This is a genomic window from Bacteroidales bacterium, assembly GCA_035342335.1.
Lineage (GTDB): Bacteria > Bacteroidota > Bacteroidia > Bacteroidales > JAGONC01 > JAGONC01.
In genome coordinates this window covers 197,012-223,592 of the sequence record DAOQWY010000003.1, presented here as the reverse complement: position 1 = coordinate 223,592, position 26,581 = coordinate 197,012, and the positions used below count along the sequence as shown (strand labels likewise).

Sequence of the window (26,581 nt, the reverse complement as noted above, 5' to 3'; positions counted from 1 at the left end):
GGTAACCTATGAAGGCCACATCTATAATACGGTGCAGATCGGGGACCAGTGCTGGCTCAGAGAGAACCTGAATGTAGGCATGATGGTCAATGGAAATATCAACCAGGCAAATAATGACATTCTGGAGAAGTTTTGCTATGATAATAATCCTGAAAATTGCGTTATCTATGGTGGACTTTATGAATGGCGGGAAGCATTGCAATATGTAACAGGAGAAGGTGCCCAGGGTATCTGCCCGGCAGGTTGGCATATTGCATCGGATGACGAATGGCAAATATTGGAGGGTACCATCGACAGTCAATATCCGGTTGGGGACCCAGAATGGGACAATACCGGCTTGCGTGGTCTTGATGCAGGAGGCAAGCTAAAGGAAACAGGTTCAACTCACTGGGACACGCCAAATACAGGAGCAACCAATGAGTGTGGATTTACAGGTCTTCCAGGCGGATCACAGTCAGGTAGCGGTTTTTTTAACAATATCAATGCGCAGGGGGTCTTTTGGACTTCTTCACAGCAAAACACAAATAGCGCAGTCGACAGGCGGCTGATCTATAACGATGCTGCCATCTTTCGGGACGCCGACAGCAAACAAAACGGGCTATCCGTGCGTTGCCTCATGGGCTGCTGGCCGGAACCCACACAATCCAATGCCGGCCCGGATCAGGTGGATGTACCCGGCACATCCACCACCCTGGCAGGAAATACTCCCACCTATGGCACAGGAGTATGGGCGATCGAAAACGGAACGGGTGGAACAATTGTTACTCCCGCAAGCCCGGCCAGTGAGTTTCAGGGTGTGGTTGGGAATGAGTACACACTTTCCTGGACGATTACAACGCAGTGCGGGAGTTCTGTGGATGAGGTAGTGATCAGCTTTGCTTCTGCCGGGTTTACCTGCGGGGATGATCTGGATTATGAAGGGCAGTCCTACACCACGGTTCTGATCGGTACGCAATGCTGGATGGCAGAGAACCTGAACGTCGGGGTCATGATCAACAGCACTTCAGGGGGATTTCTGCAAACGGACAATGATATCATTGAGCGATATTGTTACGAAAATGATATCACCTATTGTGATACATATGGCGGATTGTACGAATGGCCGGAAGCGATGCAATATATGGCAACAGAAGGCGCTCAGGGCATTTGTCCATCCGGCTGGCATATTCCAACCGACAATGAGTGGAAGATACTGGAGGGGACGGTTGATAGTGATTATGGGGTCGGGGATCCCGAGTGGGACAGGACGAGCTGGAGAGGAAGCGATGCAGGTGGCAATCTTAAAGAAGCAGGAACCGAACACTGGATTGATCCGAATGAGGGTGCCACCAATTCCAGCGGTTTCACAGGCCTTCCGGCAGGAAACCGCAGTTACCTCCGGCTGGGCTTCGAAATGCTGGGGTATTACAATTTCTTCTGGACTTCCTCGCAGGACGATGCCTACACTGCATGGACCCGATACCTGTACTTCAACTCCGCCTATTCATACCGGGAACCCGACTACAAGGATCTCGGATTTTCTGTGCGTTGCATCCAGGATCAGCTTGCGCCGTGAGCGCAGAGCGCGAAGGGTGAATTGATTAATTGAATTCCGCCCGCAGGCAGAACCGATGCGCCAAATGACGGTACCAAGAGGGTAAAGAGATCCCTCGTTGTGCTTTAGGATGACGGTGATCGTTGACATTAGACAGATCCCTCGTTTCACTCGGGATGACGGCTCGCGATAAATCAGAGCAGGCAGCGGTGCGGCACACATCTGAAAATTTACAATGGTGTGCCGCACCGCTGCCCTTAATACTCCTTGCGCGCCCGTCATCCCGAACGAAGTGAGGGACCTTTTTCTTATAATCCATCCATTCCGCTTATTGAAAAACTCCTGATATTCATACAGAAATCTGTATCGCTCATGAAATAAGTCCGCATATCAGTACCCTGTTTGTATAACCTATCGAATCTTTGTATATTTAACGCCTTGACAACCGAAATTCTTTCTCCTATGAAACGATTATACACTGTGATTATCCTGATAGCGGTAATGCTATTTGCCTTCACAAACAATGTACAGGCTTCTGTTCCAAGTGTGCCGGAGGATGAAATCCTGTGTGCGGATGTGAACGAGGATGGCCTGGTCAACGTGCTGGACATCATCACCCTGGTCAACTACATCATGGGAGCCAGTCCCGATCCGTTTAACGAGGAGGCAGCGGACATCAATGCCGACAGTTTCATCAACGTGCTGGACATCATCGCCCTGGTGAACATCATCATGCAGGTGCCGGGGATCCCGTGCCCTTGTATCCCTTCGGTAACCTATGAAGGCCACATCTATAATACGGTGCAGATCGGGGACCAGTGCTGGTTCAGAGAGAACCTGAACGTGGGCACAAAGATCAACAGCACGCAGGGCGGATTTCAGCAAACAGATAATGTAACCATTGAGAAGTACTGTTACAATAATGATGAAATGAACTGTAACACATATGGTGGCCTGTACGAGTGGCCGGAGGCAATGCAATATGTAACAACGGAAGGCGCACAGGGCATTTGTCCGACAGGCTGGCATATTCCCACGGATGGGGAGTTTACTGCATTGACTGATTATTTAGGGGGTTCATCCGTTGCTGGAGGGAAAATGAAATCCACGGGTACTATTGAGGATGGAACAGGCATTTGGCATGCACCTAATATAGAGGCCACCAATGAAAGTGGCTTCACAGGTCTTCCAGGAGGCTGCCGTGACTACTACGATGGGAGCTTCCTCAACCTTGGCTACACTGGTTTCTTCTGGTCTTCCTCGCAGTACGGTACAAACAGCGCGTGGGGCCCGAGCCTGAGCTACGACTACGCCGGGGTGGACCGGGACACTGACAGCAAGGACGTCGGGTATTCCATCCGTTGCCTCAAAGGCTGCTGGCCTCAGCCCTCCCAGGCTAATGCAGGACTGGATCAGCTGAATATGCCCGGCACCTCGATAACTCTGGCTGGGAACATACCTGAATATGGTACAGGACTATGGACGATCGTGAGTGGCACTTGCGGAACAATAGCTGATACCGCAAGCCCGGCCAGTGAGTTTCAGGGTGTGGCCGGGAATGAGTACACACTTTCCTGGGCGATCACAACGCAGTGCGGGAGTTCTGTGGATGAGGTAGTGATCAGCTTTGCTTCTGCCGGGTTTACCTGCGGGGATGATCTGGATTATGAAGGGCAGTCCTACACCACGGTTCTGATCGGTACGCAATGCTGGATGGCAGAGAACCTGAACGTCGGGGTCATGATCAACAGCACTTCAGGGGGATTTCTGCAAACGGACAATGATATCATTGAGCGATATTGTTACGAAAATGATATCACCTATTGTGATACATATGGCGGATTGTACGAATGGCCGGAAGCGATGCAATATATGGCAACAGAAGGCGCTCAGGGCATCTGCCCTGAAGGCTGGCACCTCCCGACGGATGGAGAATGGACTACTTTATCAGACTATTTGGGGGGGGCATCCGTTGCCGGAGGGAAAATGAAATCCACCGGTACGATTGAAGAGGGTACGGGCTTGTGGGATGCACCAAACACAGGTGCGACCAATATCAGCGGATTCACAGGTCTTCCGGGGGGCTACCGAGACGGCTATTATGGTATCTTCAACAGCCTCGGCGGCAGTGGTGGCTTCTGGTCTTCCTCGCAGTGGGAAACGTATGGCGGGTGGTACCGTGGGCTGAGCTACAGCCTCGCCGACTTGTACCGGTACATCTTTAACCAGAATTACGGATTTTCCATCCGCTGCCTCAAGGATCAGTGATAGGGCGATTACCGATTGCCGATTACCGATTGCCGATTGCCGATTGCCGATATTCGAAATGCCACAGGAAATAAATACCTTTTATCCTCCGATAATACCCGTTCCATGAATGATAATAAATCATCCCTTCCTTTTGCCCACGTGATCATTCCATTGCTGATTGCCCTGGCTGCATTGATTTTGGTTTCAAACCTGGACAGAAAATTCAGGAATCCGTTTTATATAAAAAAGGATACTTACCAGGGTGGTATTGTGGTCAGAGGAATTCCAATTCCTTTGGCTGTCAAGGGTCAGAAGCTCCCTCCGCTGACCGGGCAGCAAATTGAGGCGATCAGGGCTGAACTCGGCAAGGATGTAAAACTTGAAAATATTCAAAAAAACAAGAGATGGTATAAACACCCAGCCCTGAGGTCATTTCTCATTTTAGTCACCTGCCTGGGTTTTACAGTAACTTTTTTTGAATTAAAAGACTCCCTAAAACGAAACTTCGGATAAGTGGGATTGAATTTTATTAACCTGTAAAGGTAACATCTGGTATTAACTCAGTCAAGATACATCAGACCGAAGGGAAGCCTGGCAGTCAACACCTTTCTTCGAGCGGAAAACGGGATTCGAACCCGCGACCCTCAGCTTGGGAAGCTGATGCTCTGCCAACTGAGCTATTTCCGCATCCGGAGGACAAAAATAACAAAATTTTGTCTAAAACAATACTATTTCTTTCGAGCCTCAGATGTTTCTGTACCTGATATCGTAAAACCTTTGTGCACCTTCGTGAATCCTTCGTGTACTTAGTGGTTAAAATTAAAGTGACTTAACCACTATGGCGCTCAAAGGATCAATCAGAAAAATCTGGCATTCTTATACAGATTGACACAGTACCTCAGTAGAAAAATTTAATTAATTTTGAACTTCCGGACTTGCATTTTTTGATCCAATCAATTTGTTTTAAACATTAATATGGAATTTCATGAAAACACAAATTCTCCTCCTCCCCTTTTGCTTTTTGCTTTTTACTTTTTGCTCTTTGACCTCTACAGCCCAGGCTCCCCTGATGCGCTTCCCTGACATCCACCAGGATCAGATCGTCTTCGTCTCCGGCGAAGACATCTGGTCAGTACCCGCCACCGGCGGTATCGCACAGCGCCTTACGTTCCACAACGGCGAAGAACGCTTCCCGAAATTTTCGCCCGACGGATCCCTGATCACCTTTACAGGTTATTATGACGGCAACCCGGATGTGTACGTCATGAACCCTTACGGGGGAGAAATCACACGCGTCACCTGGCACCCTGGCTTCGATGAGGTGGTGGGCTGGCACCCGACAAAAAACAAGATCATCTATAAGGCTGCCAATGGCGACTATCCAGGATACACCAAGCTCTTCCTGGTATCCCCTGACGGCACGGGCACCGAGGAACTGATCCTCCACGAATCCGGGAACGGGTGTTTCTCATCCGACGGCAGCAAGATCGTCTACACAAAAGTCTCCACCGAAAACCGGACCTGGAAACGTTACCGCGGCGGACTGGCTCCTGATCTTTATATCTACGATTTCAAGACCAACGAAGACAGGAACATCACCAACTTCGAAGGAACCGACGGCCTGCCCATGTGGATCGGAGAAAAGATCTTTTTTAATTCTGACCGCTCACGGGCCTCAAACATCTGGAGCGTCGATCCCCGGACACTTGAAATGAAACAGCTTACCTTCCATACGGACTACGAGGTGCGGCGGCCAAGCGAAGGGGGAAACAAGATCGTGTATGAACTCGGCGGTAAACTCATGGTGCTGGACCTGACCACAGAAAAAACAAACGAGGTGCCTGTCCGGATCCTTGCCGATCTTCCGGAAGTACGACCGTATTTAAAAGATGTCAGGGATTTCATTACTGATGTCGCACTTTCTCCCAAAGGTGAACGTGCACTGATCGTTGCCAGAGGAGAAATATTTACGCTACCCGTTAAAGAGGGTGCGATCCGCAACCTGACACAGAGCAGCGGTGCCAGGGATAAAGATGCCGTGTGGTCACCCGATGGGAGTCAGATCGCCTATATTTCCGACAAAACAGGCGAGTACGAAATCTATGTCTCGGATCCCAAAGGGGAGAATGAGGCCATCAGGCTTACAACAAGCAAGAATGGATACCGGCATACGCTGAAATGGTCGCCCGACAGTAAAAAAATTGCCTACACAGATCAGACGCTGACACTCTATATTCTTGATGTTTCATCAAAACAGATCACAACCGTGGATAAGGCAGATTATGAAAATATTGATGTCAGCATTGATATGAAGCCCATCTACGATTTTTCGTGGTCGCCGGATTCACGGTACATCGCATACACGAAACGGGATGCCGACCTGGTCAACAAAATCCATATCTATACGCTGGAAACCAACGAGATACATTGTCTGAGCACCATGTACAACGACTTCCACCCTGTCTTTTCGCCCTGCGGAAAACACCTTTTCTTCATTTCCAACCGGCGGTTTGATCCGACTTATTGTGATTTTGAATGGCAGATGGTGTATAAAAGAGTCGCCGGGATTTACTGCCTGACGCTGGCAAAGGATGGAACGCCCCTGTTCCCGTTTGAAAGCGACGAAGCCCTGTCAGGAAAGACCGAGGCTGCCAAAAAAGATGAAGCTACTTCCGATAACCGTGTCGTCATTGATTTCGAAGGGCTCTACGACCGCATTGAAGCGCTCCCGGTTCCTGCCGGCAACTACCGCCGCCTGTCGGTGACGGATGAAGGTTTGTTATACCTCAACAGCGATAAGGGCGACTTTAACGAGTTTGAGTTCCGCGTTCCTGAAACCATGGATCTGTACCGGTTTGGTTTTGCCGACAAGGCTGAAACCTCTGTCATCAAGGAGATCAACAGGTACGAACTCTCTGCCGACGGCAAGAAGATCGTTTACCAGCAGGGCGATAAAGTCGGCATCCTGCCTGCAGGTGCATCGGATTCCAAGGGACAGCCCCTTGCGCTCGGCGATCTGAAGATGTGGCTGGATCCGGGATCGGAATGGAAACAGATCTTTAATGAAGCGTGGCGATATGAGAGGGATTATTATTATGAACCCAATATGCACGGCATTGACTGGGACCTGATGAAAGAACGGTACGGTAAGATGATGGAAAAAGCCACCTGCCGCCAGGATGTGGTCTTTATCATCGGGGAACTGATCAGCGAACTCAACACTTCCCACACCTATGTCTACGGGGGCGATGTGCAGCGTAAAGCCGACCGGGTCAGCGTGGGCCTGCTGGGAGCCGATTATGAAGCGGATGCCACCGCTGGAAGATACCGGTTTAAACGGATCCTGCGCGACGCCAACTGGTCATCCGAGGCGTTTCCACCGCTGGCACGCCCTGAAATCAACGTGAAAGAAGGTGATTACCTGCTTAGTGTCAACGGCACGGATGTGCTCACCAGCAAGAATATTTACAGTTATTTTCAGAATCTGGCCAACAAACAGGTGACCATCACGGTCAATGACAGACCGGTCATGGAGGGCGCCAGGACGTATGTCGTAAAACCGGTAGCTTCTGAGAACAACCTGCGTTACATGGCGTGGGTGGAAAACAACCGCAGGATCGTGAACGAAGTTTCCGGCGGCCAGATCGGCTATATGCATTTTCCTGACACTTATACAGGTACTGCCGTACAGTTCCCTGCATATTTTTATTCCCAGACGCAGAAAAAAGGGCTGATTATCGACGGCCGGTTCAACGGCGGAGGGCTTGATCCTGACATCTTTCTCAAACGGCTGAGGGCGCCCCACTCCTATTGGACGCGACGGTACTCCAGCGACCAAACCAGTCCTGCCTACAGTACAACGGCGCACATGGTCTGCCTGACCAACCGCCAGGCAGGGTCCGGTGGCGATGAACTTCCCTTTGAATTCCGGCAGTTTGGGATGGGACCGGTCATCGGCACCCGCACCTGGGGCGGACTGGTGGGCGTCTCGATGTTCATCCCCCTGATCGACGGCGGCGGAATGACGGCACCGGATTACCGGATCTACTCGCCTGAAGGCAAATGGGTTGTGGAAAATGTCGGCGTCACACCCGACATCATCATTGACCTTCATCCGGCAGAAGTTGCAAAGGGATACGACGCACAGCTTATGAAAGGAGTGGAAGTACTGCTGAAAAAGACCAAGGATGATCCCCGTCCCTGGCCAGGGCATGAGGCGTTTCCGGTGGATCGGTAAGATTGATTTAAGGAACAAAGGAACAGAGGATTTAATATTTTAGAAGCATTCCAAAATCAAAAACCCTTTGTTCCTTTGTTTCTTAAATCAGGAAATCCCGTTAAGAAGCTTCGCGTAGTCAGAAATATATTCTTCAATCCGTTTCCGTTTGTACTGCATGATGAACCTCGGATGCGGCAGCGGGTGAATGCGCTGGAACAGGCCCAGTTCCTCATTCAATTCCTTGATGAACCGGTAATTATCCCCTTCCCCGAGAACAATGCAATCCTCCGGATACCCGCAGATGGCGTGCTGCTGTAAGAAGGTGGTTTGTATGAAAGGTCGGACGGTGTTTTTCAGTTCACGGTCATCGTAATAGTTGTAATTCTTCCCTTCCTTTGTGAAACCCAGCGGGCAGATTGCCGTAAGGAAAAAACGGTGAAAGAATTTTACGGTTCCCCCGTACTGTTCAATGACCTTAAAAATGAAAGTAGAGGATAATTCCGGGCGTTTTTCGATCGGATTGGCAATTCCGCAGGCCACCTCCATGTTCACAGGATCGGTGAAGGAGATCCCTGTCACTCCGCCGCCGTATCGTCCCGGATTGATTCCCATTACGGGAATCCTGGCAGCGGTATCGTCATAGAATTTCCTGAAATAGGCATCTAAGAGTGGGATGATTTCAGGTTCCTGGTAAGGATTCAACACCGAAATGCCGTCAGGCAGGTCCGCAGGTGTTTGCAGTGACTCAAAAAACGGTACTATCTGATCAGCGAATGTGGTCATGTCTGAAAATATCTTCAAAGATACTACCCTATAGCAAATCACACCCAATTGAACAATGAAGACACCATATTCCAAAAATGAATTTGAATTAAAAAATAATATCTTTACACGCTTTTTCAAATCTCCCGGAATTATCACCTATGATCGCCATTGCGGACAGCGGAGCAACAAAGACCGATTGGGCTTTCATCAACCATAAAAATGAAGTCTCCCATGCCCAGACGCTTGGCTTTAATCCGTACTTCATCAAGACGGATGAAATCCGGGAAGAACTGGAGAAAAACCTGTATCCCTATGTCAATAAACATCTCGTAAAGGAAGTCTATTTTTACGGAGCCGGCTGTTCCACACCGACCAACTGCGATATTGTCCATTCTGCACTGGAGGACTTCTTCTTTAACGCACATATCGATGTGGACCATGATCTCCTGGGAGCCGCCAGGGCACTGCTCGGCAAAGAAAAAGGGATCGTATGCATTCTTGGAACAGGTTCAAACTCATGCAGCTACAATGGTATTTTCATCACAGAGAACGTAAATTCCCTCGGGTATGTTCTGGCAGATGAGGGAAGCGGAGCCTATCTTGGCAAACAGCTGGTCCGCGATTTCTACCTGAATGAGCTTCCAGCCGATTTAAAAGAAGCATTTGATAAAAAGTACAATTACAGCCTTGAGAATATTTTGAACGCCATCTATAACCGCCCCTATCCCAACCGGTTTCTTGCTTCATTTTCCTATTTTCTGAGTGCGAACCTTCAGCACGAGTACATCCAAAACCTGATCCGGAATGCATTCAGGGCTTTTTTCATCCACCAGGTCACGAAATATAAGGGATACAAGGAACTGCCTGTCAGGGCCCTGGGTAGCGTGGCCTGGCATTACAGGGAATTCCTGATCCAAGCGGCAGAGGAATTCGGAATACACATGGATAAGATACTGCAGCAACCCATTGACGGTCTGATCGAATATCACAGACCTTTTTCTTCAATGTAATTTCAGCGGGTTAATCCTCCTGACCAGGGGTAAGCTGCCGGCTGATCAGTTCGATCATTTCGGAAAAGCGGTCAGGATGCAGCCAGTGGATGGTGTGATCCCGTTTGAACCACGTCAGCTGGCGCTTGGCGTACTTTCTCGAATGTGTTTTAATATCCTCCACGGCTTCCTCAAGGGTGACCTTTCCGTCGAAATGCTCAAAAAGTTCCTTATATCCAACGGTGTTCAATGCATTCAGATGCCGGCAAGGAACCAGGGATCTGGCTTCCTCCACCAGGCCATTCGCCATCATCTGGTCAACCCGTTCGTTGATCCTTTGATAAAGCTGATCCCTGGGCAGATCAAGCCCTATCTGTAAAATTTTGAAATTCCGTTCTTTGGGCTGATTCACCCGTTGCGATGAATAGGACCTGCCGGTCACCAGGCAGATCTCAATGGCTCTCAGGAGTCTCTTGGGGTTGTTCTTATCAACGGCATCATAGTATTCAGGATCCAGTTCCTGCAGCATTTTCTGCAGGGCGCCAATGCCCTCCCCTGACCATTTTGCTTTTAGTTGCTCTCTCACGACCGGATCAGGGTCAGGCAGATCATCGATCCCCCTGATAACGGCACCAACGTACAATCCGGATCCACCCGTCATAACGACGATCGGGTGATCCCGAAAAAGCTTTTCCAGCAGCTGAAGAACTTTTTTTTCAAAGCGATATACATTATAGTCATCGTGAACGGAGAGGTGCCCGATGAAATGATGTGGGGCCAGGGATAATTCCGCATCGGAGGGAACGGCAGTCCCAATTCTCATTTCGCGGTAAAACTGGCGCGAGTCGGACGAAATGATCTCGGTCTGAAAATGTCGTGCAGCCCTAATGGCGAAGGCTGTTTTGCCGACCGCAGTTGGACCTACAATGACAAGCAACAGATGATGAGTGGAGGGGGATCCGGGATCAGCCAGCACCCGGATCATTCTTCAATAAAGGTTTCAAAGCCTTCGCTGGTGGATTCCTCATCGTTAAGCATCTCTTCAAATTCCTTCAGAAGTTCATCTTCATCCACTTCCGCTATCACCATATCTTCATCGGTTATTTTTTTTGCCTGCAGGGTTCCTTCGCTTTTAACGCACACGGGATATTCAGTGTTTGCGTCGGCGGGTACGACCTTCATCAGTTCAATGAACAGGGATGACTGGTTCAGAATGTCATATTCATAAAGGATACGCTGATGAGGATCATCAATGTAATCTTTGATCACCGACTCTTCCATAATGGTGATCGGGATATGATAGAATTCCTCATCCTCATCATCCGTTCCATCTTCTATGCGGTCCTCCATGTCGATGAGGGTGATTTCTTTAAGCTTATTCCAGCGCCTGTCGCAAATGAAAAAAGATGCAAGCTCCTTGCCATCAAGTTGAACGCTCTCACGGATCACATCATGAAACTCCTTGAAGGTCTGAATCGCCCTGATGTCGATATCCCTTACAAACTTATCGTTTTCATCGCTCAAAAGTCGAAATCTGTAAGCGTGCATGGCTCTTTTTGGTTTAAAAAATCCACTGCAAAAATAACGATATTCCTAACAGAAATTACTTTTGGGGGTAGATGCCAATTTTTTTACCCTCGGTGACCATCAACTCATAGGCTGCCTCAAATTCATTGGGGATGATCCCGTCAAGTATGGCTTCCCGTATGGCATTTTTAATGATCCCAACTTCACGGCCGGGACCGATCCCAAAGGTCGTCATGATCAATTCCCCTGAAATGGGAGGTTGCCAGTTCCGGATCCGGTCCTTCTCCTCCACTTCTTTTAATTTTTCCCGAACCAACAGAAAATTTCTCAGGTATTTTTTTACTTTTTCCTGATTTTTTGAGGTAATGTCAGCTTCGCACAGAAGCATCAGATCATCAATTTCATCGCCTGCATCAAAGAGCAGCCTTCGCACCGCAGAATCCGTCACAGCGTCCTCGGCAAGCACCTGGGGACGCAGGTGCAACAAAACCAGTTTTTTGACATATTTCATCTTTTCATTCAGCGGCAGCCTGAGCCTGGTAAAGATCTGGGGAACCATTTTGGAACCCAAAAAGTCGTGCCCGTAAAACGTCCACCCCAGCTGAGGATCATATTTTTTGGTGAGGGGTTTCGCGATGTCGTGCAGCAGAGCTGCCCATCGAAGCCAGAGGTTATCGGTTTTGGCTGCCAGGTTATCCACAACCTGCAACGTATGAAGAAAGTTATCCTTATGTCCTCTTCCATCCACCATCTCAACTCCTTTCAGGGCCACCAGCTGAGGGAAAAATATTTCCAGGAGACCCGTCTCAAACAACGGCAAAAGTCCCTTCGATGGCTTATCAACCTGCATGATCTTATTGAATTCATCCATGACACGCTCCGTGGAAACGATCTGTAACCGTTCCCTGTTGCGGGGAATGGCCACGTACGTTTCGGGGGAAACCCTGAAATCAAGCTGTGCGGCAAACCTGACCGCCCTCATCATGCGCAGGGGATCATCCGAAAATGTTATGTCCGGGTCAAGGGGTGTGCGCAGGATTTTCTTATCCAGATCGTATAACCCGTTGAAAGGATCGATCAGCCTGCCAAAATCATCTTTGTTCAGGCTGACGGACAGCGCATTGACTGTAAAGTCCCGCCTGTTCTGATCATCCTGCAGGGTACCGTTCTCAACCAGGGGTTTCCTGGAATCCAGGCGATAGGATTCCCGGCGTGCCCCAACAAACTCCAGTTGCCACAACTCATCACCCTCCTTATAGATCACCGAAGCGGTCCCGAAATTTTTGAAGACACTTACCTGAACGTTTCCCTTCAATGATCCGGCAACGCGTTCAGCCAGTTCAATCCCGCTGCCCAGCACCACGACATCCACATCTTTTGAAGGACGGTTCAAAAGGGCATCCCTGACAAAACCGCCGACTACATAGGCCGGAACGTTCAAATCCCGGGCAGCCTGAGCAATGGTATCAAAAACCGTATGGGAAAGGTACTGTTTCACCCTTGCGAATTTGATGCAAAGGTAGCAATTTGAAAGCGAACCTTTGGCTATGTTGTCCGAGAGTTGTAATTTTGCGACCTAAATAGCTACAAGCTACAGGTTCCAAGCTTCAATCTTTTAATTGACAATCTGTAGCTTGTAGCTTGCAGCCACATTTCAACTTAGTAATTACAAACAAAAAAACCTATGTCAACACGAACAATCGTAGCTTTACCCGGGGATGGGATCGGGAAGATCGTTTTGAACGAAGCAATAAGGGTTCTGGATGCATCCGGATTCAAAGCAAATTATGTCCATGGCGATATCGGATGGGAATTTTGGTGCAAAGAGGGAAATCCTTTGCCCGAAAGAACATTGAAGTTGCTTGAACAGCACAGGATTGCTCTCTTTGGAGCCATCACTTCCAAACCAAAGGACAAAGCTGCAGCCGAACTTTCCCCGGAACTTCAGGGGAAAGGATTCACCTATTACAGCCCGATCGTTTCCATGCGGCAGCATTTCGACCTGGACATCTGCATGAGGCCGTGCCGCACGTTCAAGGGAAACCCGCTCAATTTCATCCGCCGGGGACCCGGTAATGCGATTCAGGAACCATTCATTGATACGATGATCTTCCGGCAGAATACGGAAGGATTGTACGGTGGCGTGGAATGGACCAATCCTCCTGATAGCGTGTATGATGCCCTGATGACTCACGCCAAATTCAGGGCAAATTTTGCCTGGTGCCCACGGCCTGAACTTGCAGTCTCCACCCGGATCTTTACGCGAAAATATACGACGCGGATCGTCAAAGCGGGTTTTGAATATGCCAAGTCAAAGGGATTCAAAACAGTGACGGTTTGCGAAAAGCCAAATGTGATCCGGGAAACCTCTGGCATGATGCTGAAAATTGCCCAGGAAATGGCCAGGAATGAGTATCCTGACATCCGGGTCCAGGATGTGAACATTGACGCGCAAATGATGTGGCTGACCAAGAATCCTGAAGATTTCAACGTGATCATTGCAGGCAACATGTTCGGTGACATTGTTTCGGACGGCTTCGCCGGTTTGGTGGGAGGCCTTGGATTTGCCTGCAGCGCGAATATCGGACCTGAAGTGGCTGTTTTTGAACCAACCCACGGCTCAGCTCCCAAATATGCCGGATACGAGGTTTCCATCGTCAATCCCATTGCCATGATCCTCTCCTGCTGCATGATGCTCGATCATATCGGCGAGGCTGAAACAGCAACGCGCATCAGAAATGCCGTCGCAGCCGTTATTGAAGAAGGAAAGGTGAAAGCGTACGACATGCTCAAACTGAAGGGCAGCCCCGATGTCATCCATCAGGGTGCAGCCTCCACAATCCAGATGACCGACGCAGTGATCGCGAAACTGAGATAAGTCAGCAGTCGGCAGTCAGCAGTCAGCAATAGAGCAATAGAACAATTGAACGATGCTCAACTATCTAACTATTAAACAATTTATCAATGAACATCTACGATTTATGGCCTGAACTCAACTGGATTCAGGATAAGGAACTCAGGGACAAAACAGCCCGGACCTGGGAACTGGCCCTGGAAAAAAGTGTGCTTACCCCGGAAGATCTAAACCGCATTCCCTTCACACTGCTCTGCGGGCCCGATCTGAAGGTAACCTTCATGGACCACAAGCGTTCCGTGGTTCATATTGCCCGGACAGCTGGAGAAAAAATGAACGAATTTTACAAAGATGACCTCCCTGTCAACATGGATGTGCTGATCGCAGGTGCCATTCTTGCTGATGTCGGAAAGTTACTGGAATACACCCTTGATAAAAATGGCGCTGCAGTTCAGGGCAGCTACGGAAAATATCTCCGGCATCCTTTTTCAGGAGTTTCACTGGCCGAACAGTGCGGCGTACCGGCAGAAGTCTGTCACATCATAGCGACGCATGCACACGAGGGCGACCTGGTCAAGCGCTCGACCGAGGCTTACGTGGTGCACCATTCGGATTTTATGACGTTTCTGCCGTTCAAGGAAAGACTCAAAATCTAAAATCCTAAATCACAACCGCCAAATCCCAGACAAAACCCAAATCCCAAATTTCCAATCATCAAGAACAGAAAATAATGGGTAGAACATCTCCTGGACGTTCTAACAATTTCTCAATTTAACAGTTTAACGATTTGACAATTTGACAATTTGACAGTTTAACAATTTGATAAAATGAACCTCATCGAAAAAATTATCGCGAACCATTCGAAATACGACACCGTGAAACCAGGCGATATAGTGGATATTGAGCTTGACGTGCGGGCAGCAAGGGACTTTGGTGGCGCCAATGTGGTGAAGAACATCGTGGATCATCAACTGTCCATCCACGATCCGTCAAAGACATTTTTCACCTTCGACTGCAACCCGACCGGATCCGATCAGAAATACGCCCAGAACCAGCAGATCTGCCGGTTATTTGCACGGGAGAACGGGATCAGGGTGTACGACATCGACAAGGGAATCGGGACACATATTCTCATGCATGAGGGGCTGGCCTATTCAGGATCCACAGCCGTTACGACCGACTCGCACGCCAATATCCTCGGTGCAGTTGGAGCGTTTGGTCAGGGGATGGGTGATCAGGACATTGCAGCTGCCTGGGCAAAGGGCAAGGTCTGGTTCAAAGTTCCCCCTTCGGTCAGGATCGATCTGAACGGGAAGCGACCTGAAGGACTGAGTGCCAAAGACATCGTCCTCAATTTACTCAATGTATTCGGCGCCAATAAGTTACTGGGTTACTCCATTGAGATCTATGGCGAAGAAGTCGACAAACTGACGCTGGACGAACGGGTAACCATTGCTTCAATGGCCACGGAAATGGGAGCCATCATCATCCTTTTCACACCTTCACCCGAGATTCTGGAATACAGTTCACAAAAAGCCGGCAAAAAAATCGTGCTGATCAAGGCTGATCCGGATGCCCATTATGAACAGACCTTCGAACTTGACCTGGAAAAATTTGTTCCCCGTGTTTCAAGACCAGGAAAACCACACGATACGGTTGACATCCGGGAAGTTAAAAAAACACGCATCGATTCAGCCTTCATCGGAAGCTGCACGAACGGCCGTATGGAGGACCTGAGAAAAGCGGCTTCCCTTTTGAAAGGCAAAAAGGTTGCCCCGGGTGTCGTGCTGAAGATCGTTCCCGCGACGGACGAGATCTGGCAGCAGTGTCTGAGCGAAGGCATCATCGAAGTGTTCAAGGAGTCAGGAGCCCTGATTTCCAATGCCGGATGTGCCGGATGTGCTGCCGGGCAGGTTGGACAAAACGGGCCCGGGGAAGTGACCCTGAGCACCGGAAACCGGAATTTTCCTGGCAAACAGGGAAAAGGCGAAGTATACCTGGCCTCCCCGGAAGTTGTGGCAGCTTCGGCCATAGCCGGATATATTACAACACCTGACGATATACCTGATCAACCAATGATCTATACCCCCGGGAAAAAAGCAGAACAGAAGCCAGCTTTCACTGCCAGTGCCACGTCAGCGGAACACAAACCCACCGTTGTTGAAGGGAAAGCCTGGTTTATCAAAAAAGATGACATTGATACCGATATGATCTTCCATAACCGTTACCTTACCATCACCAATGTCAGCGAAATGGGACAGTATACTTTTGACAACCTGAAAGGCTATGAGGATTTTGCCAAAAAAGCTAAAGCCGGTGATATCGTGGTAGTTCAGAAGAATTTCGGCAGCGGGTCCTCACGCCAGCAGGCCGTAGACTGCTTCCTTTCGCTTGGGATACAGGCCATTCTTGCTGAATCGTTCGGGGCCATTTATGAAAGAAACGCCATCAATGCAGCACTTCCGATCATGACCTACCGCTCAGTGCAACCCATTGACCTGGAAGACGGTGACATTCTCAGGCTGAATTTCGAAACCGGGGAAGTTACGAATGTAACGAAAGGGAAGTCGATGATGGCCGACAAATTCTCAGAGGTCCAGCTGGAAATCTATCAAAACGGCGGTCTGTTCTAGTTCAGTTTGATGTTCCCGCTTTTTTTATCCGGTTCATTCCCGAACCTGGTGGTGATGGAGATATACCCCGGATAGACGATTTCACGCGATCCAACCATAATGGTGGGCTTTGCTTTTACCGTAATGCGCGTGGGCTCCCCTCCCAGTCCGGCAAGATTGAATCCAAAATTGATGATCGTTTCGGCAGATTTTCCGGACAGAACTTTCTTCAGGTCCATGTTCATCTTCAGGGGGATCACGGATACTCCACCATTGCCGGGAATTTGAATCTTTTCCGACATGACTCCCTGCAGCATTTCAATATCGTCAATGAACAGGATCCAGTCAAGGCGGTTCATGGCGGCCAGCTGATCATTCGGGTTTTTGGCTTCGATGTTCAGTGTGAAGTTCAGGGGCAATTGTCCGCCAGCCAAGGCAGCGGTAATGATGCCGGCATCGATCAGTCCCAGGTCGGAGATCGATTTGATTTCCTGAATGTTGACTCCCGCAAGCGTCAGTTGCTGAACCGATTTCAATCTGAAGTCGCATTTGGCCAGCGTGGCCATCTGGCCGACTTGTTCAAAAAGTCCGCACGAACTGAAAAACAGGGCCAATCCCGTCATAAGGATCAGACCGCGATGAGAGAAGCTGTTGATTTTCATTGAAATTTAAGTTGAAGCGACAAAATTAACATTTTAACCTGAGCCGTTCTGAACCGGTGGCAGAAAAAAATACATCTGCTCTGCCTCCCTGGCCATCCATTGCCTGGCTCTGGTCACCGGCAGCAACGAATCACTGAATGCTGCCTCCATGGCCAACCAGTTGAGTGCCTCGCGAAACCACCTGACCAAAATCCTGCATCAACTGGTGAAACATCACTACCTTTGCCCCACAAGATGACCCCGAGGCAAATTTACTCAGTGCTATCATCGTGCACTTAAACATACCAATATGTTGAATAACCAAAAATACCTGCAAATAATTACACATAACCATTGCTAACCATTAATCACGCACTAACATGACCGAAAATCCATTCTCCTCCTCCACCGTTTTCAAGCTGGCTGAATCCGTCATTTACGCAGATTCAAGTATCGTCAGCAAATCGGTAATCAAGAAAAACACAGGGAACATTTCTTTGTTTGCATTCGCCAAAAACGAAGGACTCAGTGAACACACCGCACCATTTGATGCGATGGTCTATGTTTTTGATGGCAAGGCCGAGATCATCATCAACCAGGTTTCGCATTACGTCTCCGCAGGAGAACTGATCATCATGCCTGCCAACATACCCCACGCCGTGAAAGCTTTCGAAAATTTCAAAATGATGCTGGTGATGATAAAATAGTCAGCAGTCAGCAGTCAGCAATACAATTTCACAATTAAGTAATAAAAAACAGTGAACAGGTGAGCATTACCAGCGGATGACATGGGTAGCACGCTGGCACACATCTTATTCAGAATGAGTTTAAATTTTAGAAAATTCTTGCTGCTATTGGATTTCAGTTTTAATTTCGGGCTTTGCTAACCTGGAAACCTGCATTTATGGGAAGTATCTTCCGATGGTTGCTTCCGCCCCGGTCCTGGAGAGTTCCGGTGATTATCCTTCTGGGAATCATGACAGGTTTCATCGCCCTGTTGTTTCATATTTCAAGGGCCGGTTCCTACCTGACCAATGATCCCTCTGCGTGTGTGAACTGCCATATCATGTCACCCTATTACGCCACCTGGAGTCACAGCTCCCACAGGGAAGCCGCCACCTGCAATGAATGTCACGTGCCCCATAATAACCTTGCCAATGCCTACTACTTCAAGGCGAAGGATGGCCTGCGCCATGCCACCATCTTTACGCTGAGAAATGAACCTCAGGTGATCTTTATCCTGGAACCAGGCAAGAAGGTCGTCCAGGGCAATTGCATCCAATGTCATGAAAAATTACTGACGGAAACCAAATGTCTGGGAAATGGCAAAGAATGCGGCAGCGAACGGTTATGCTGGGAGTGCCACAGGGAAGTGCCACACGGACGAGTGAACAGCCTGTCGAGCGTACCTTTTGCACCCGTACCGCGACCCACTTCGGTTGTTGCACCCAGGCTGGCAAAATAAACAAACGATTCATATGGTAACATACTTATACTTGAACCTATGAAATCCATCACGGAACACATCGCTCAAAAGCCCTGGCTGGGCTGGCTCATTTTCCTGCTTACCATGGTGGTCGTGTTTATTCTTGGTATACTGGCATCTTCCATTGTTGAGCGGCGCTCAGAAGCTGTCCTGATGGATAAACCAAAGGTGGAGGTGAGCCAGTGGGAAGCAAGAAATGAGATCTGGGGGCAGAACTACCCGCGGGAGTACCAGAGCTACCTTCAAACAGCAGATACCGCTTTTCGAAGCGTTTATGGAGGGAGTGCGATGATCGACATGCTGGAATCGGACCCCAAGCTGGTCGTCCTGTGGGCAGGATATACATTTTCAAGGGATTACAGCCAGGGGCGGGGGCATTTTTATTCCGTGACCGACATACACCGTACACTCAGGACCGGTGCCCCGATGGGTCCTGATGAAGGACCGCAGCCAAATACCTGCTGGGCATGTAAAAGCCCGGATGTGCCGCGCGTAATGCACCAGACAGGCGTAGCTGAATTCTACAGGGGCAAATGGGCCTCAAGGGGTAACCAGATCATGAATCCCATTGGTTGCGCCGACTGCCACGATGCTGCCACGCAAAATCTTCGGATCAGTCGTCCAGCCCTCATCGAAGCCTTTGAAAGACAGGGAAAAGACATCCGCACCGTCAGCCACCAGGAATTGCGAAGCCTGGTGTGTGCCCAGTGCCACGTGGAATATTATTTCAAAGGGGATGATAAATACCTGACATTTCCCTGGGATAAGGGATCTACCGCAGACGAAATCGAAACATATTACGATTCCTATGAATTTACGGACTGGACACATGCCCTGAGCAAAACACCAATGCTGAAAGCTCAACATCCTGATTATGAATTATTTATGACAGGGATTCATTATGAAAGGGGCGTTGCCTGTGCCGATTGCCATATGCCTTATCAAAATGAAGGGGGACAAAAATTCACGGATCATCATATTCAAAGTCCGCTGAATAACATTTCAAATTCCTGCCAGGTCTGCCACCGGGAAAGTGAAAAAACACTCTATGATAATGTCTATGTACGACAGAAGAAAACGCTGGATATCAGGGATAAAGTGGAAGAAAACATCTGTCGTGCCCACGTCGAAGCAAAAGCCGCCTGGGATGCTGGTGCCACAACCGAAGAAATGAAACCTGTTTTGACACTTATCCGGCATGCTCAGTGGAGATGGGATTATGTCGCCGCCAGCCATGGAGGTTCGTTTCACTCACCGGTTGAAAGCCTGAGGCTGCTGGGCACATCCATGGACAAAGCCCAGGAAGCCCGTATTCTGCTTTCACGTATCCTGGCAGGTCACGGAGTCACACAACCTGTCGTCTTCCCTGATATTTCAACGAAAGAAAAAGCCCAGATATTCATAGGTCTGGAAATGAATAGTTTACGCGAAGATAAACAAAAATTTCTCGACCAGATTGTGCCTAAATGGATGGAAGAATACCGTAATCAGTTTTAAAATGCTCGTTATTGAACGGCTGGAAGCAGATCCCTGGTTTAATCTGGCCGCAGAGGAGTATATTTTCAGAAACTATCATGAGGATGTCCTGATGCTCTGGCGGAACGCACCCGCCGTGATCATTGGAAAACACCAGAATCCCTACCGGGAAGTCAACCTTGCCTTCACCAGGGATCACCATCTGCCTGTCATCCGCAGGATCTCCGGAGGCGGTGCGGTCTACCATGATGCCGGGAACATCAATTATACATTCATCCGGTCAGAACAATCCGGTGATCTGGTCAATTACGGGTTGTTCCTGCAACCTGTGATGGCCATTCTGAACAGCTGGCAGATCCCGTGTGAACTGTCCGGCAAAAGCGATTTGATGATCCAAAACCGGAAGATTTCAGGCAACGCACAACATGTTTTTAAAAACCGGATCCTTCAGCATGGCACATTACTCTACGCCTCCAACCTGGAGGAACTGGGCAAGGCATTGACCAAGGGGGGATCAGCATACAGAGACCGGTCCATACGGTCCAACCTGGCTCCGGTGACCAATATCAGCAATTTCATCACCAATCCTCCTTCAGTCGTGCATTTCCAGGAGCAGCTTTCCGCTGAACTCATAAAGGTCTTCTCCCCTGCCACCAGGATCCGTTTGAGCAACCACGACAAAAAAAGCATCTGGTCACTTGCGGAGAAAAAATACAGAACCTGGGAATGGAACTTCGGATACGCACCCCCTTATCGTTTTAGATCAACACTATCAATTGAAGGAAAGCAAATAAAAATTGACCTTTCGGTCAAAAACGGGATCATTCAGAAAATCCATATCTTTGATTCCCCGCAGGCTGCTGGCTGGGTGTCTCTTTTGACGAAAGCGGAAGGCATCAGGCATGAAGAAAATACCATCCGGCAATACCTTGATGCCAATCCTGGTCTGGCAGCTGAACTTGGGATGCCATCCCAGGACATATGCCGGGCGTTGTTTTGATTCAATCTTGTGCCGATGGATAAGGAGAAGCTGACATTTCCTCTAAAGGTACTGAAGGATTCACTAGAGGGAGATTTGTTCCTGGAGGAGCCCTACCGGCTGCTCTATGCAACGGATGCATCGGCATACCGGGAAGTTCCGCTGGCAGTGGCAAGACCAAAAAACAAGGATGACATCCGCAAGCTGATCCACTTCGCCCGGCAACACCATACATCCATCATACCGCGCACAGCCGGAACATCCCTGGCAGGACAGGTGGTCGGTGGCGGGATTGTGGTGGATGTGTCGCGCTACATGACACGGATCCTCGAACTGAATACGGCTGAAAGGTGGGTTCGCGTTGAACCAGGGGTCGTTCTGGATGAACTGAATAAATCCCTCGAACCCCATAACCTGTTCTTTGGCCCGGAAACATCAACATCAAACCGTTGCATGATCGGGGGAATGGTCGGAAATAACGCCTGTGGGGCCCATTCACTGATCTATGGAAGCACACGGGATCACACGCTTGAAGTGCAGGCACTTTTAAGTGACGGCACTGATGTATGCTTTAAACAGCTTAACAAGAAGGAATTTTCAGAAAAGTGTAACGGATCTGCACTTGAAAACCGGATCTATCAGCATATCCGCCAAATCCTGAGTGAACCTGACAACCAGAAAGAGATCCGTGAACAGTATCCTGATCCGGTAATAAAAAGAAGGAACACGGGATATGCAATTGATCTTCTTCTTGAAACAGAACCATTTACAATAAACGGACCTCCATTCAACTTTTGCCGCTTACTTGCAGGCTCTGAAGGCACGCTGGCATTCACCACGGAAATCAAGCTTAACCTTGTTCCTCTTCCTCCAAAGAACAAAGGCTTGCTTTGCATCCATTTTCACAGCCTGGAAGAGGCCTTCCAGGCCAACCTGATCGCCCTTTCATACAAACCGGGAGCCATTGAACTGATGGATCATCATATCCTGGAACAAACTAAAAGCAACCTCGAACAACGAAAAAACCGTTTTTTCATTCAGGGGAATCCGGCGGCTGTTCTCATCGTTGAATTTGCCCGTGAATCAAAAGATGAAATCACCGGTCTTGCCGAACAGCTGAAAAATGAACTGCAGCAGGCCGGATACGGCTTTCATTATCCTTTGCTGTTTGGAAGCGACATTCCAAAAGTATGGGGGCTCCGAAAAGCGGGGCTGGGTTTGCTGACAAACATTCCGGGCGATGCCAAGCCGGTATCGGTCATCGAGGACACTGCAGTCCGCCCGGCTGACCTGCCAGCCTATCTGAAGGATTTCCGGGAAATAATGGAGAAGCACCATACAAATTGCGTTTACCATGCCCACATTGCCACCGGAGAACTTCATCTCCGTCCTGTTTTGAATCTGAAATTAAAGGAGGATGTGGAACGCTTCCATTCCATTGCACTGGATACAGCCCGGCTGGTTAAAAAGTACCGGGGATCGTTCAGCGGCGAGCATGGCGATGGAAGGGTCCGGGGAGAATTCATCCCTCTGATGGTGGGTGCAAGGAATTTTGAATTGCTGAAATCCATCAAAAGAACCTGGGATCCTGAACAGATCTTCAATCCAGGTAAAATTACCGATACGCCACCGATGAAAACCGGGTTGCGCTACACACCCGGACAGGTCACCCGGCAAATCCCGACATTCTTTGACTTTTCCGACACTTTGGGAATTCTCAGGGCGGTGGAACAGTGCAATGGTTCGGGCGACTGCAGGAAATCCGAACGGATCGGCGGTGTGATGTGCCCCAGCTATATGGCCACCAGGGATGAAAATGCAACCACAAGGGCCAGGGCAAACATCCTGAGGGAATTCCTGACTCATTCACCAAAAAGCAATCCGTTCAACCATCCTGAGATCCGCGACATTCTGGACCTTTGCCTTTCGTGTAAAGGCTGTAAGGCAGAATGTCCTTCCAGCGTGGATATGGCCACGTACAAGGCTGAATTCCTGCAGCAGTACTACGCATCCAACAAGATCCCTCTGCGGACACAAATCGTGGCAGGCATTGGCAGGATCAACCGCGTGTTTTCACATGTTCCGGGGATTTACAATGCGTTCATCAGGAACAGGTTTTTCTCCGGATTCCTTAAAAGAATTCTTGGGTTTGCGCCCGGTCGCTCTCTTCCCATGCTCCACAAAACCACACTGACGGGATGGTACCGAAAAAATTCTAAACGGTTATCTCCTTCTGCCCCTTTGAACGGAACGGTTTATCTGTTTGCCGATGAGTTTACCGAATTCAACGATACGGAAACCGGGATCAAAGCACTCAAATTATTGACAAGGCTTGGTTACCAGGTAATCATCCCGCGTCACACCGAAAGTGGCAGGGCAATGTTGTCAAAGGGACTGGTATGCCGGGCAAAGAAAATTGCTGAAAAAAACGTTGGATTGCTGCACGAACGGATATCCGGCGAAGCGCCTCTGGTGGGTATTGAACCCTCCTGCATCCTCACCTTCAGGGACGAATACCCGCGGCTTGTCGGCGACGGACTGAAGCCTCGTGCTGCTGCACTTGCAAAGAACACCCTGCTCTTTGAGGAGTTCTTCATCCAGGAGGTTCAAAAAGGAAAGATAACGCCCATGCAATTTACAAAAGATAAAAAAACGATCAAACTGCACGGGCACTGTCACCAGAAAGCGCTTGCATCAACAGCTCCGACACTTGAAATGCTCTCATTCCCTGTTAATTACACCGTGGAAGAAATTCCGTCCGGATGCTGCGGAATGGCCGGTTCTTTTGGTTTCGAAAAGGAACATTACGATCTATCGATGCGCATCGGGGAACTGGTGTTGTTCCCGGCTGTAAGAGCCTGTCCGCCGGATACCCTCATCGCCGCGCCCGGAACCAGTTGCAGGCATCAAATCCTGGAAGGAACCGGAAGAAAAGCCCATCATCCCATTGAGATCCTTTATGACGCCCTTGCCTAAAAAAAATCCCGCGGGGTACGCGGGATTTTTTCAGGAGGTTAACTTAGGTCGTTTTGTAATTTTTCCTTTTTGACCTTATCTTTCTTCTCGGTTTCCTCCAGGTTTGATTTGAGTGTAGCCAGCGCTTCGATATCACCAAGGGTTGTTTTTTCAAGTGTATCCTGCAGCTTCTTCACCACCCGTTTGGCAGACCTTGCTTCCGTTTTGGCCGGGTCAGTCGTTTTGGACTTCTCAGTTACCTGGGCATCCTGATAAACCCTGGTGTGAGAAAGGATGATCTTCTTGTTGTCCTTTGAGAATTCGATCACCTTGAACTCCAGTGACTCATCAACGTGCAATCCCGAACCATCCTCTTTTGTGGAATGCCTCATCGGGCAGAATCCCTCAACGCCGTAAGGCAGGGAAATAATGAATCCCTTATCGGAGGCGCTGATGATGGTTCCTTTGTGAATGCTTCCCACCTGGAAGATTGATTCAAACACGTCCCATGGATTCTCTTCAAGCTGTTTGTGGCCAAGGCTCAGCCTGCGGTTTTCAACATCCACATCCAGCACGACCACTTCAATTTCTTCCCCGATTTTGGTAAACTCAGCAGGATGTTTGATTTTCTTTGACCAGGAAAGATCGGAAATGTGGATCAGTCCATCCACTCCTTCCTCCAGCTCAACAAAAATCCCAAAGTTGGTGAAATTCCTCACAATGGCCTTATGCCTGGAATTGACAGGGTATTTTTCCATGATATTGGCCCAGGGATCAGGAATGAGCTGTTTGATACCCAACGACATTTTCCGTTCGTCGCGGTCAAGTGTCAGAATGATGGCTTCAACTTCGTTGCCGACCTTCAGAAAATCATGAGCGGTGCGAAGGTGCTGCGACCAGGACATTTCGGAAACATGGATCAGCCCTTCCACTCCCGGAGCAATCTCCACAAAAGCGCCGTAATCAGCAATGACCACTACTTTCCCTTTCACTTTATCGCCGATCTTCAGATTTGTATCGAGTGCATCCCACGGATGCGGGGTGAGCTGCTTCAGACCAAGGGCGATCCGTTTTTTGTTATCATCAAAATCCAGAATGACCACCTTGATCTTCTGGTCCAGTTCCACGATCTCTTCCGGGTGATTGATCCTTCCCCAGCTCAGGTCAGTGATATGGATCAGGCCATCCACACCGCCAAGGTCAATGAACACCCCGTAAGAGGTGATGTTCTTCACCGTGCCTTCCAGTATCTGTCCCTTCTCCAGTTTGGCGATGATTTCTGCCTTTTGCTGCTCAAGCTCGTCTTCGATCAGTGCCTTATGCGATACGACAACATTTTTATACTCCTGGTTGATCTTGACAACCTTGAATTCCATTGTTTTTCCAACAAAGATGTCATAATCCCGGATTGGTTTCACGTCAATTTGTGAGCCGGGCAGAAAAGCCTCAATGCCAAAAACGTCGACGATTAAGCCTCCCTTGGTACGGCACTTCACAAATCCGTTGATGATCTCCTGGTTTTCATAAACCGTATTGACACGTTCCCAGGAACGAAGTATGCGGGCCTTCTTATGCGACAGGATCAGCTGCCCTTCAGGATCTTCCTGGTTTTCAACATAAACTTCAATTTTATCGCCTATCTTGAGATTCGGATTGTAGCGTAGCTCGGACAGGGGAATGACACCATCGGATTTAAATCCGATGTTCACGACCACCTCGCGATTGTTCATGGCCACGACGGATCCTTCGATGACTTCGTGTTCGACGATCTGGTTTAAGGTATGGTCATAGATCTCTTCCAGCTTATGTCGCTCATCTGATGTGTAATTCTCCTGCTTTTTGCCAGCCAGTGACCAGTCGAAATCCTGTTCCCGATGGATGCGCTGAAATGGCTTGGCGGATGGTTTTTCCTCTAACGCGGGCTGGTCAGGAAAGAGGTCAGGAAGTGGGGATGGTGGTACGACAGGTACCTCAACAGGTTGTTCGTCGCCGGCTGCAGCTGGTTCTTCCGTAATTTCGACCGGAGCTGATTCGACCATGTCTGACACCTGCTCTTCACCCTCTTCAGACTGGACCTCCGGAACTGTTTCTGTAATGGGTTCTTCCCGGATGTTAACTGTTTCAGGTTCAGATGGTGTATCCTGAACCAATTCCGAAACTTCGTCCTGAACCGCCTGTGTTTCGTCGGTGACGGGCTGCTCCAGCTCTTCATTTTTGAATTCTTCTTGCGTCATTAAATCATTCAATGTGTTCCTGGACGCCGGAACGGGTTAAACTTCCGTTAATGCTCAGAT

General features: G+C 49.0%; 19 protein-coding genes and 1 tRNA gene. 13 read left to right on the top strand and 7 right to left on the bottom strand.

Going from position 1 to position 26,581, the window contains the following annotated elements:
• From PKI34_02940 to PKI34_02930, 3 genes are all read left to right on the top strand, one after another.
• Window positions 1-1,555: FISUMP domain-containing protein (locus PKI34_02940; protein HNS16758.1), on the top strand; the 1,555-nt coding region annotated here is incomplete at its 5' end.
• Window positions 1,556-1,996: 441 nt separating this feature from the next.
• A complete protein-coding gene (locus PKI34_02935) occupies window positions 1,997-3,802 on the top strand; it encodes an FISUMP domain-containing protein (protein HNS16757.1) in 1,806 nt (601 codons plus the stop codon).
• 105 nt (window positions 3,803-3,907) lie between these two features.
• Complete coding sequence (locus PKI34_02930; GenBank protein HNS16756.1) at window positions 3,908-4,297, top strand: hypothetical protein; 390 nt, start codon at window positions 3,908-3,910, stop codon at window positions 4,295-4,297.
• A gap of 101 nt (window positions 4,298-4,398) precedes the next feature.
• Here the strand turns inward: PKI34_02930 and PKI34_02925 are convergent.
• A tRNA-Gly gene (locus PKI34_02925) sits at window positions 4,399-4,471 on the bottom strand.
• Between the two features lie 298 nt (window positions 4,472-4,769).
• On the opposite strand from PKI34_02925, the gene PKI34_02920 reads away from it, so the two are divergent.
• Window positions 4,770-8,021, top strand: a complete 3,252-nt coding sequence (locus tag PKI34_02920; GenBank protein HNS16755.1) for a PDZ domain-containing protein — start codon at window positions 4,770-4,772, stop codon at window positions 8,019-8,021.
• Between the two features lie 87 nt (window positions 8,022-8,108).
• On the opposite strand, the gene PKI34_02915 is transcribed toward PKI34_02920, so the two are convergent.
• Window positions 8,109-8,786: a DUF4918 family protein gene (locus tag PKI34_02915; protein HNS16754.1), complete on the bottom strand. Its 678-nt coding sequence runs from the start codon at window positions 8,784-8,786 to the stop codon at window positions 8,109-8,111.
• A 140-nt stretch (window positions 8,787-8,926) separates the two neighbouring features.
• Between PKI34_02915 and PKI34_02910 the strand changes: the two genes are divergently transcribed.
• The gene (locus PKI34_02910; GenBank protein ID HNS16753.1) at window positions 8,927-9,778 is read left to right on the top strand and encodes an ATPase; all 852 of its coding nucleotides are present in this window, start codon (window positions 8,927-8,929) and stop codon (window positions 9,776-9,778) included.
• Window positions 9,779-9,788: 10 nt separating this feature from the next.
• Here PKI34_02910 and miaA read toward each other — a convergent pair whose 3' ends face one another.
• From miaA to PKI34_02895, 3 genes are read right to left on the bottom strand one after another with little or no spacing between them, the layout of a single operon-like run.
• Window positions 9,789-10,742: a tRNA (adenosine(37)-N6)-dimethylallyltransferase MiaA gene (gene miaA / locus PKI34_02905; GenBank protein ID HNS16752.1), complete on the bottom strand. Its 954-nt coding sequence runs from the start codon at window positions 10,740-10,742 to the stop codon at window positions 9,789-9,791.
• Window positions 10,739-11,305, bottom strand: a complete 567-nt coding sequence (locus tag PKI34_02900; GenBank protein ID HNS16751.1) for a hypothetical protein — start codon at window positions 11,303-11,305, stop codon at window positions 10,739-10,741. The genes miaA and PKI34_02900 overlap by 4 nt, the downstream gene beginning before the upstream one ends.
• Window positions 11,306-11,360: 55 nt before the next feature.
• The gene (locus PKI34_02895) at window positions 11,361-12,782 is read right to left on the bottom strand and encodes an HD domain-containing protein (GenBank protein ID HNS16750.1); all 1,422 of its coding nucleotides are present in this window, start codon (window positions 12,780-12,782) and stop codon (window positions 11,361-11,363) included.
• A 186-nt stretch (window positions 12,783-12,968) separates the two neighbouring features.
• On the opposite strand from PKI34_02895, the gene PKI34_02890 reads away from it, so the two are divergent.
• The 3 genes from PKI34_02890 to PKI34_02880 all read left to right on the top strand — a co-directional run bounded on the left by PKI34_02890 (window position 12,969) and on the right by PKI34_02880 (window position 16,771).
• Window positions 12,969-14,162 (top strand): isocitrate/isopropylmalate family dehydrogenase, encoded by a 1,194-nt coding sequence (locus tag PKI34_02890; GenBank protein HNS16749.1) that lies wholly within the window; start codon window positions 12,969-12,971, stop codon window positions 14,160-14,162.
• An 86-nt stretch (window positions 14,163-14,248) separates the two neighbouring features.
• Window positions 14,249-14,794 (top strand): HDIG domain-containing protein, encoded by a 546-nt coding sequence (locus PKI34_02885; GenBank protein ID HNS16748.1) that lies wholly within the window; start codon window positions 14,249-14,251, stop codon window positions 14,792-14,794.
• A gap of 171 nt (window positions 14,795-14,965) precedes the next feature.
• Window positions 14,966-16,771: an aconitase/3-isopropylmalate dehydratase large subunit family protein gene (locus PKI34_02880; protein ID HNS16747.1), complete on the top strand. Its 1,806-nt coding sequence runs from the start codon at window positions 14,966-14,968 to the stop codon at window positions 16,769-16,771.
• Here the strand turns inward: PKI34_02880 and PKI34_02875 are convergent.
• Window positions 16,768-17,412 (bottom strand): hypothetical protein, encoded by a 645-nt coding sequence (locus PKI34_02875; GenBank protein HNS16746.1) that lies wholly within the window; start codon window positions 17,410-17,412, stop codon window positions 16,768-16,770. The two genes, PKI34_02880 and PKI34_02875, sit on opposite strands and share 4 nt — an antisense overlap.
• A 359-nt stretch (window positions 17,413-17,771) precedes the next feature.
• Between PKI34_02875 and PKI34_02870 the strand changes: the two genes are divergently transcribed.
• The 5 genes from PKI34_02870 to PKI34_02850 all read left to right on the top strand — a co-directional run bounded on the left by PKI34_02870 (window position 17,772) and on the right by PKI34_02850 (window position 24,308).
• Window positions 17,772-18,098 carry a cupin domain-containing protein gene (locus PKI34_02870; GenBank protein HNS16745.1) on the top strand — a complete coding sequence of 109 codons (327 nt, stop codon included), beginning with the start codon at window positions 17,772-17,774 and terminating at the stop codon, window positions 18,096-18,098.
• Between the two features lie 197 nt (window positions 18,099-18,295).
• Window positions 18,296-18,856 (top strand): cytochrome c nitrite reductase small subunit, encoded by a 561-nt coding sequence (gene nrfH, locus PKI34_02865; protein HNS16744.1) that lies wholly within the window; start codon window positions 18,296-18,298, stop codon window positions 18,854-18,856.
• A gap of 39 nt (window positions 18,857-18,895) precedes the next feature.
• Window positions 18,896-20,374, top strand: coding sequence for an ammonia-forming cytochrome c nitrite reductase (nrfA, locus tag PKI34_02860; protein HNS16743.1), 1,479 nt, complete (start codon window positions 18,896-18,898; stop codon window positions 20,372-20,374).
• Between the two features lies 1 nt (window position 20,375).
• On the top strand, window positions 20,376-21,353 hold the full coding sequence (locus tag PKI34_02855; protein HNS16742.1) for a lipoate--protein ligase: 978 nt from the start codon (window positions 20,376-20,378) through the stop codon (window positions 21,351-21,353).
• 15 nt (window positions 21,354-21,368) lie between these two features.
• Window positions 21,369-24,308, top strand: a complete 2,940-nt coding sequence (locus PKI34_02850; protein HNS16741.1) for an FAD-linked oxidase C-terminal domain-containing protein — start codon at window positions 21,369-21,371, stop codon at window positions 24,306-24,308.
• A 38-nt stretch (window positions 24,309-24,346) separates the two neighbouring features.
• On the opposite strand, the gene rpsA is transcribed toward PKI34_02850, so the two are convergent.
• Window positions 24,347-26,521, bottom strand: a complete 2,175-nt coding sequence (gene rpsA / locus PKI34_02845) for a 30S ribosomal protein S1 (protein ID HNS16740.1) — start codon at window positions 26,519-26,521, stop codon at window positions 24,347-24,349.
• Window positions 26,522-26,581: the final 60 nt, after the last annotated feature.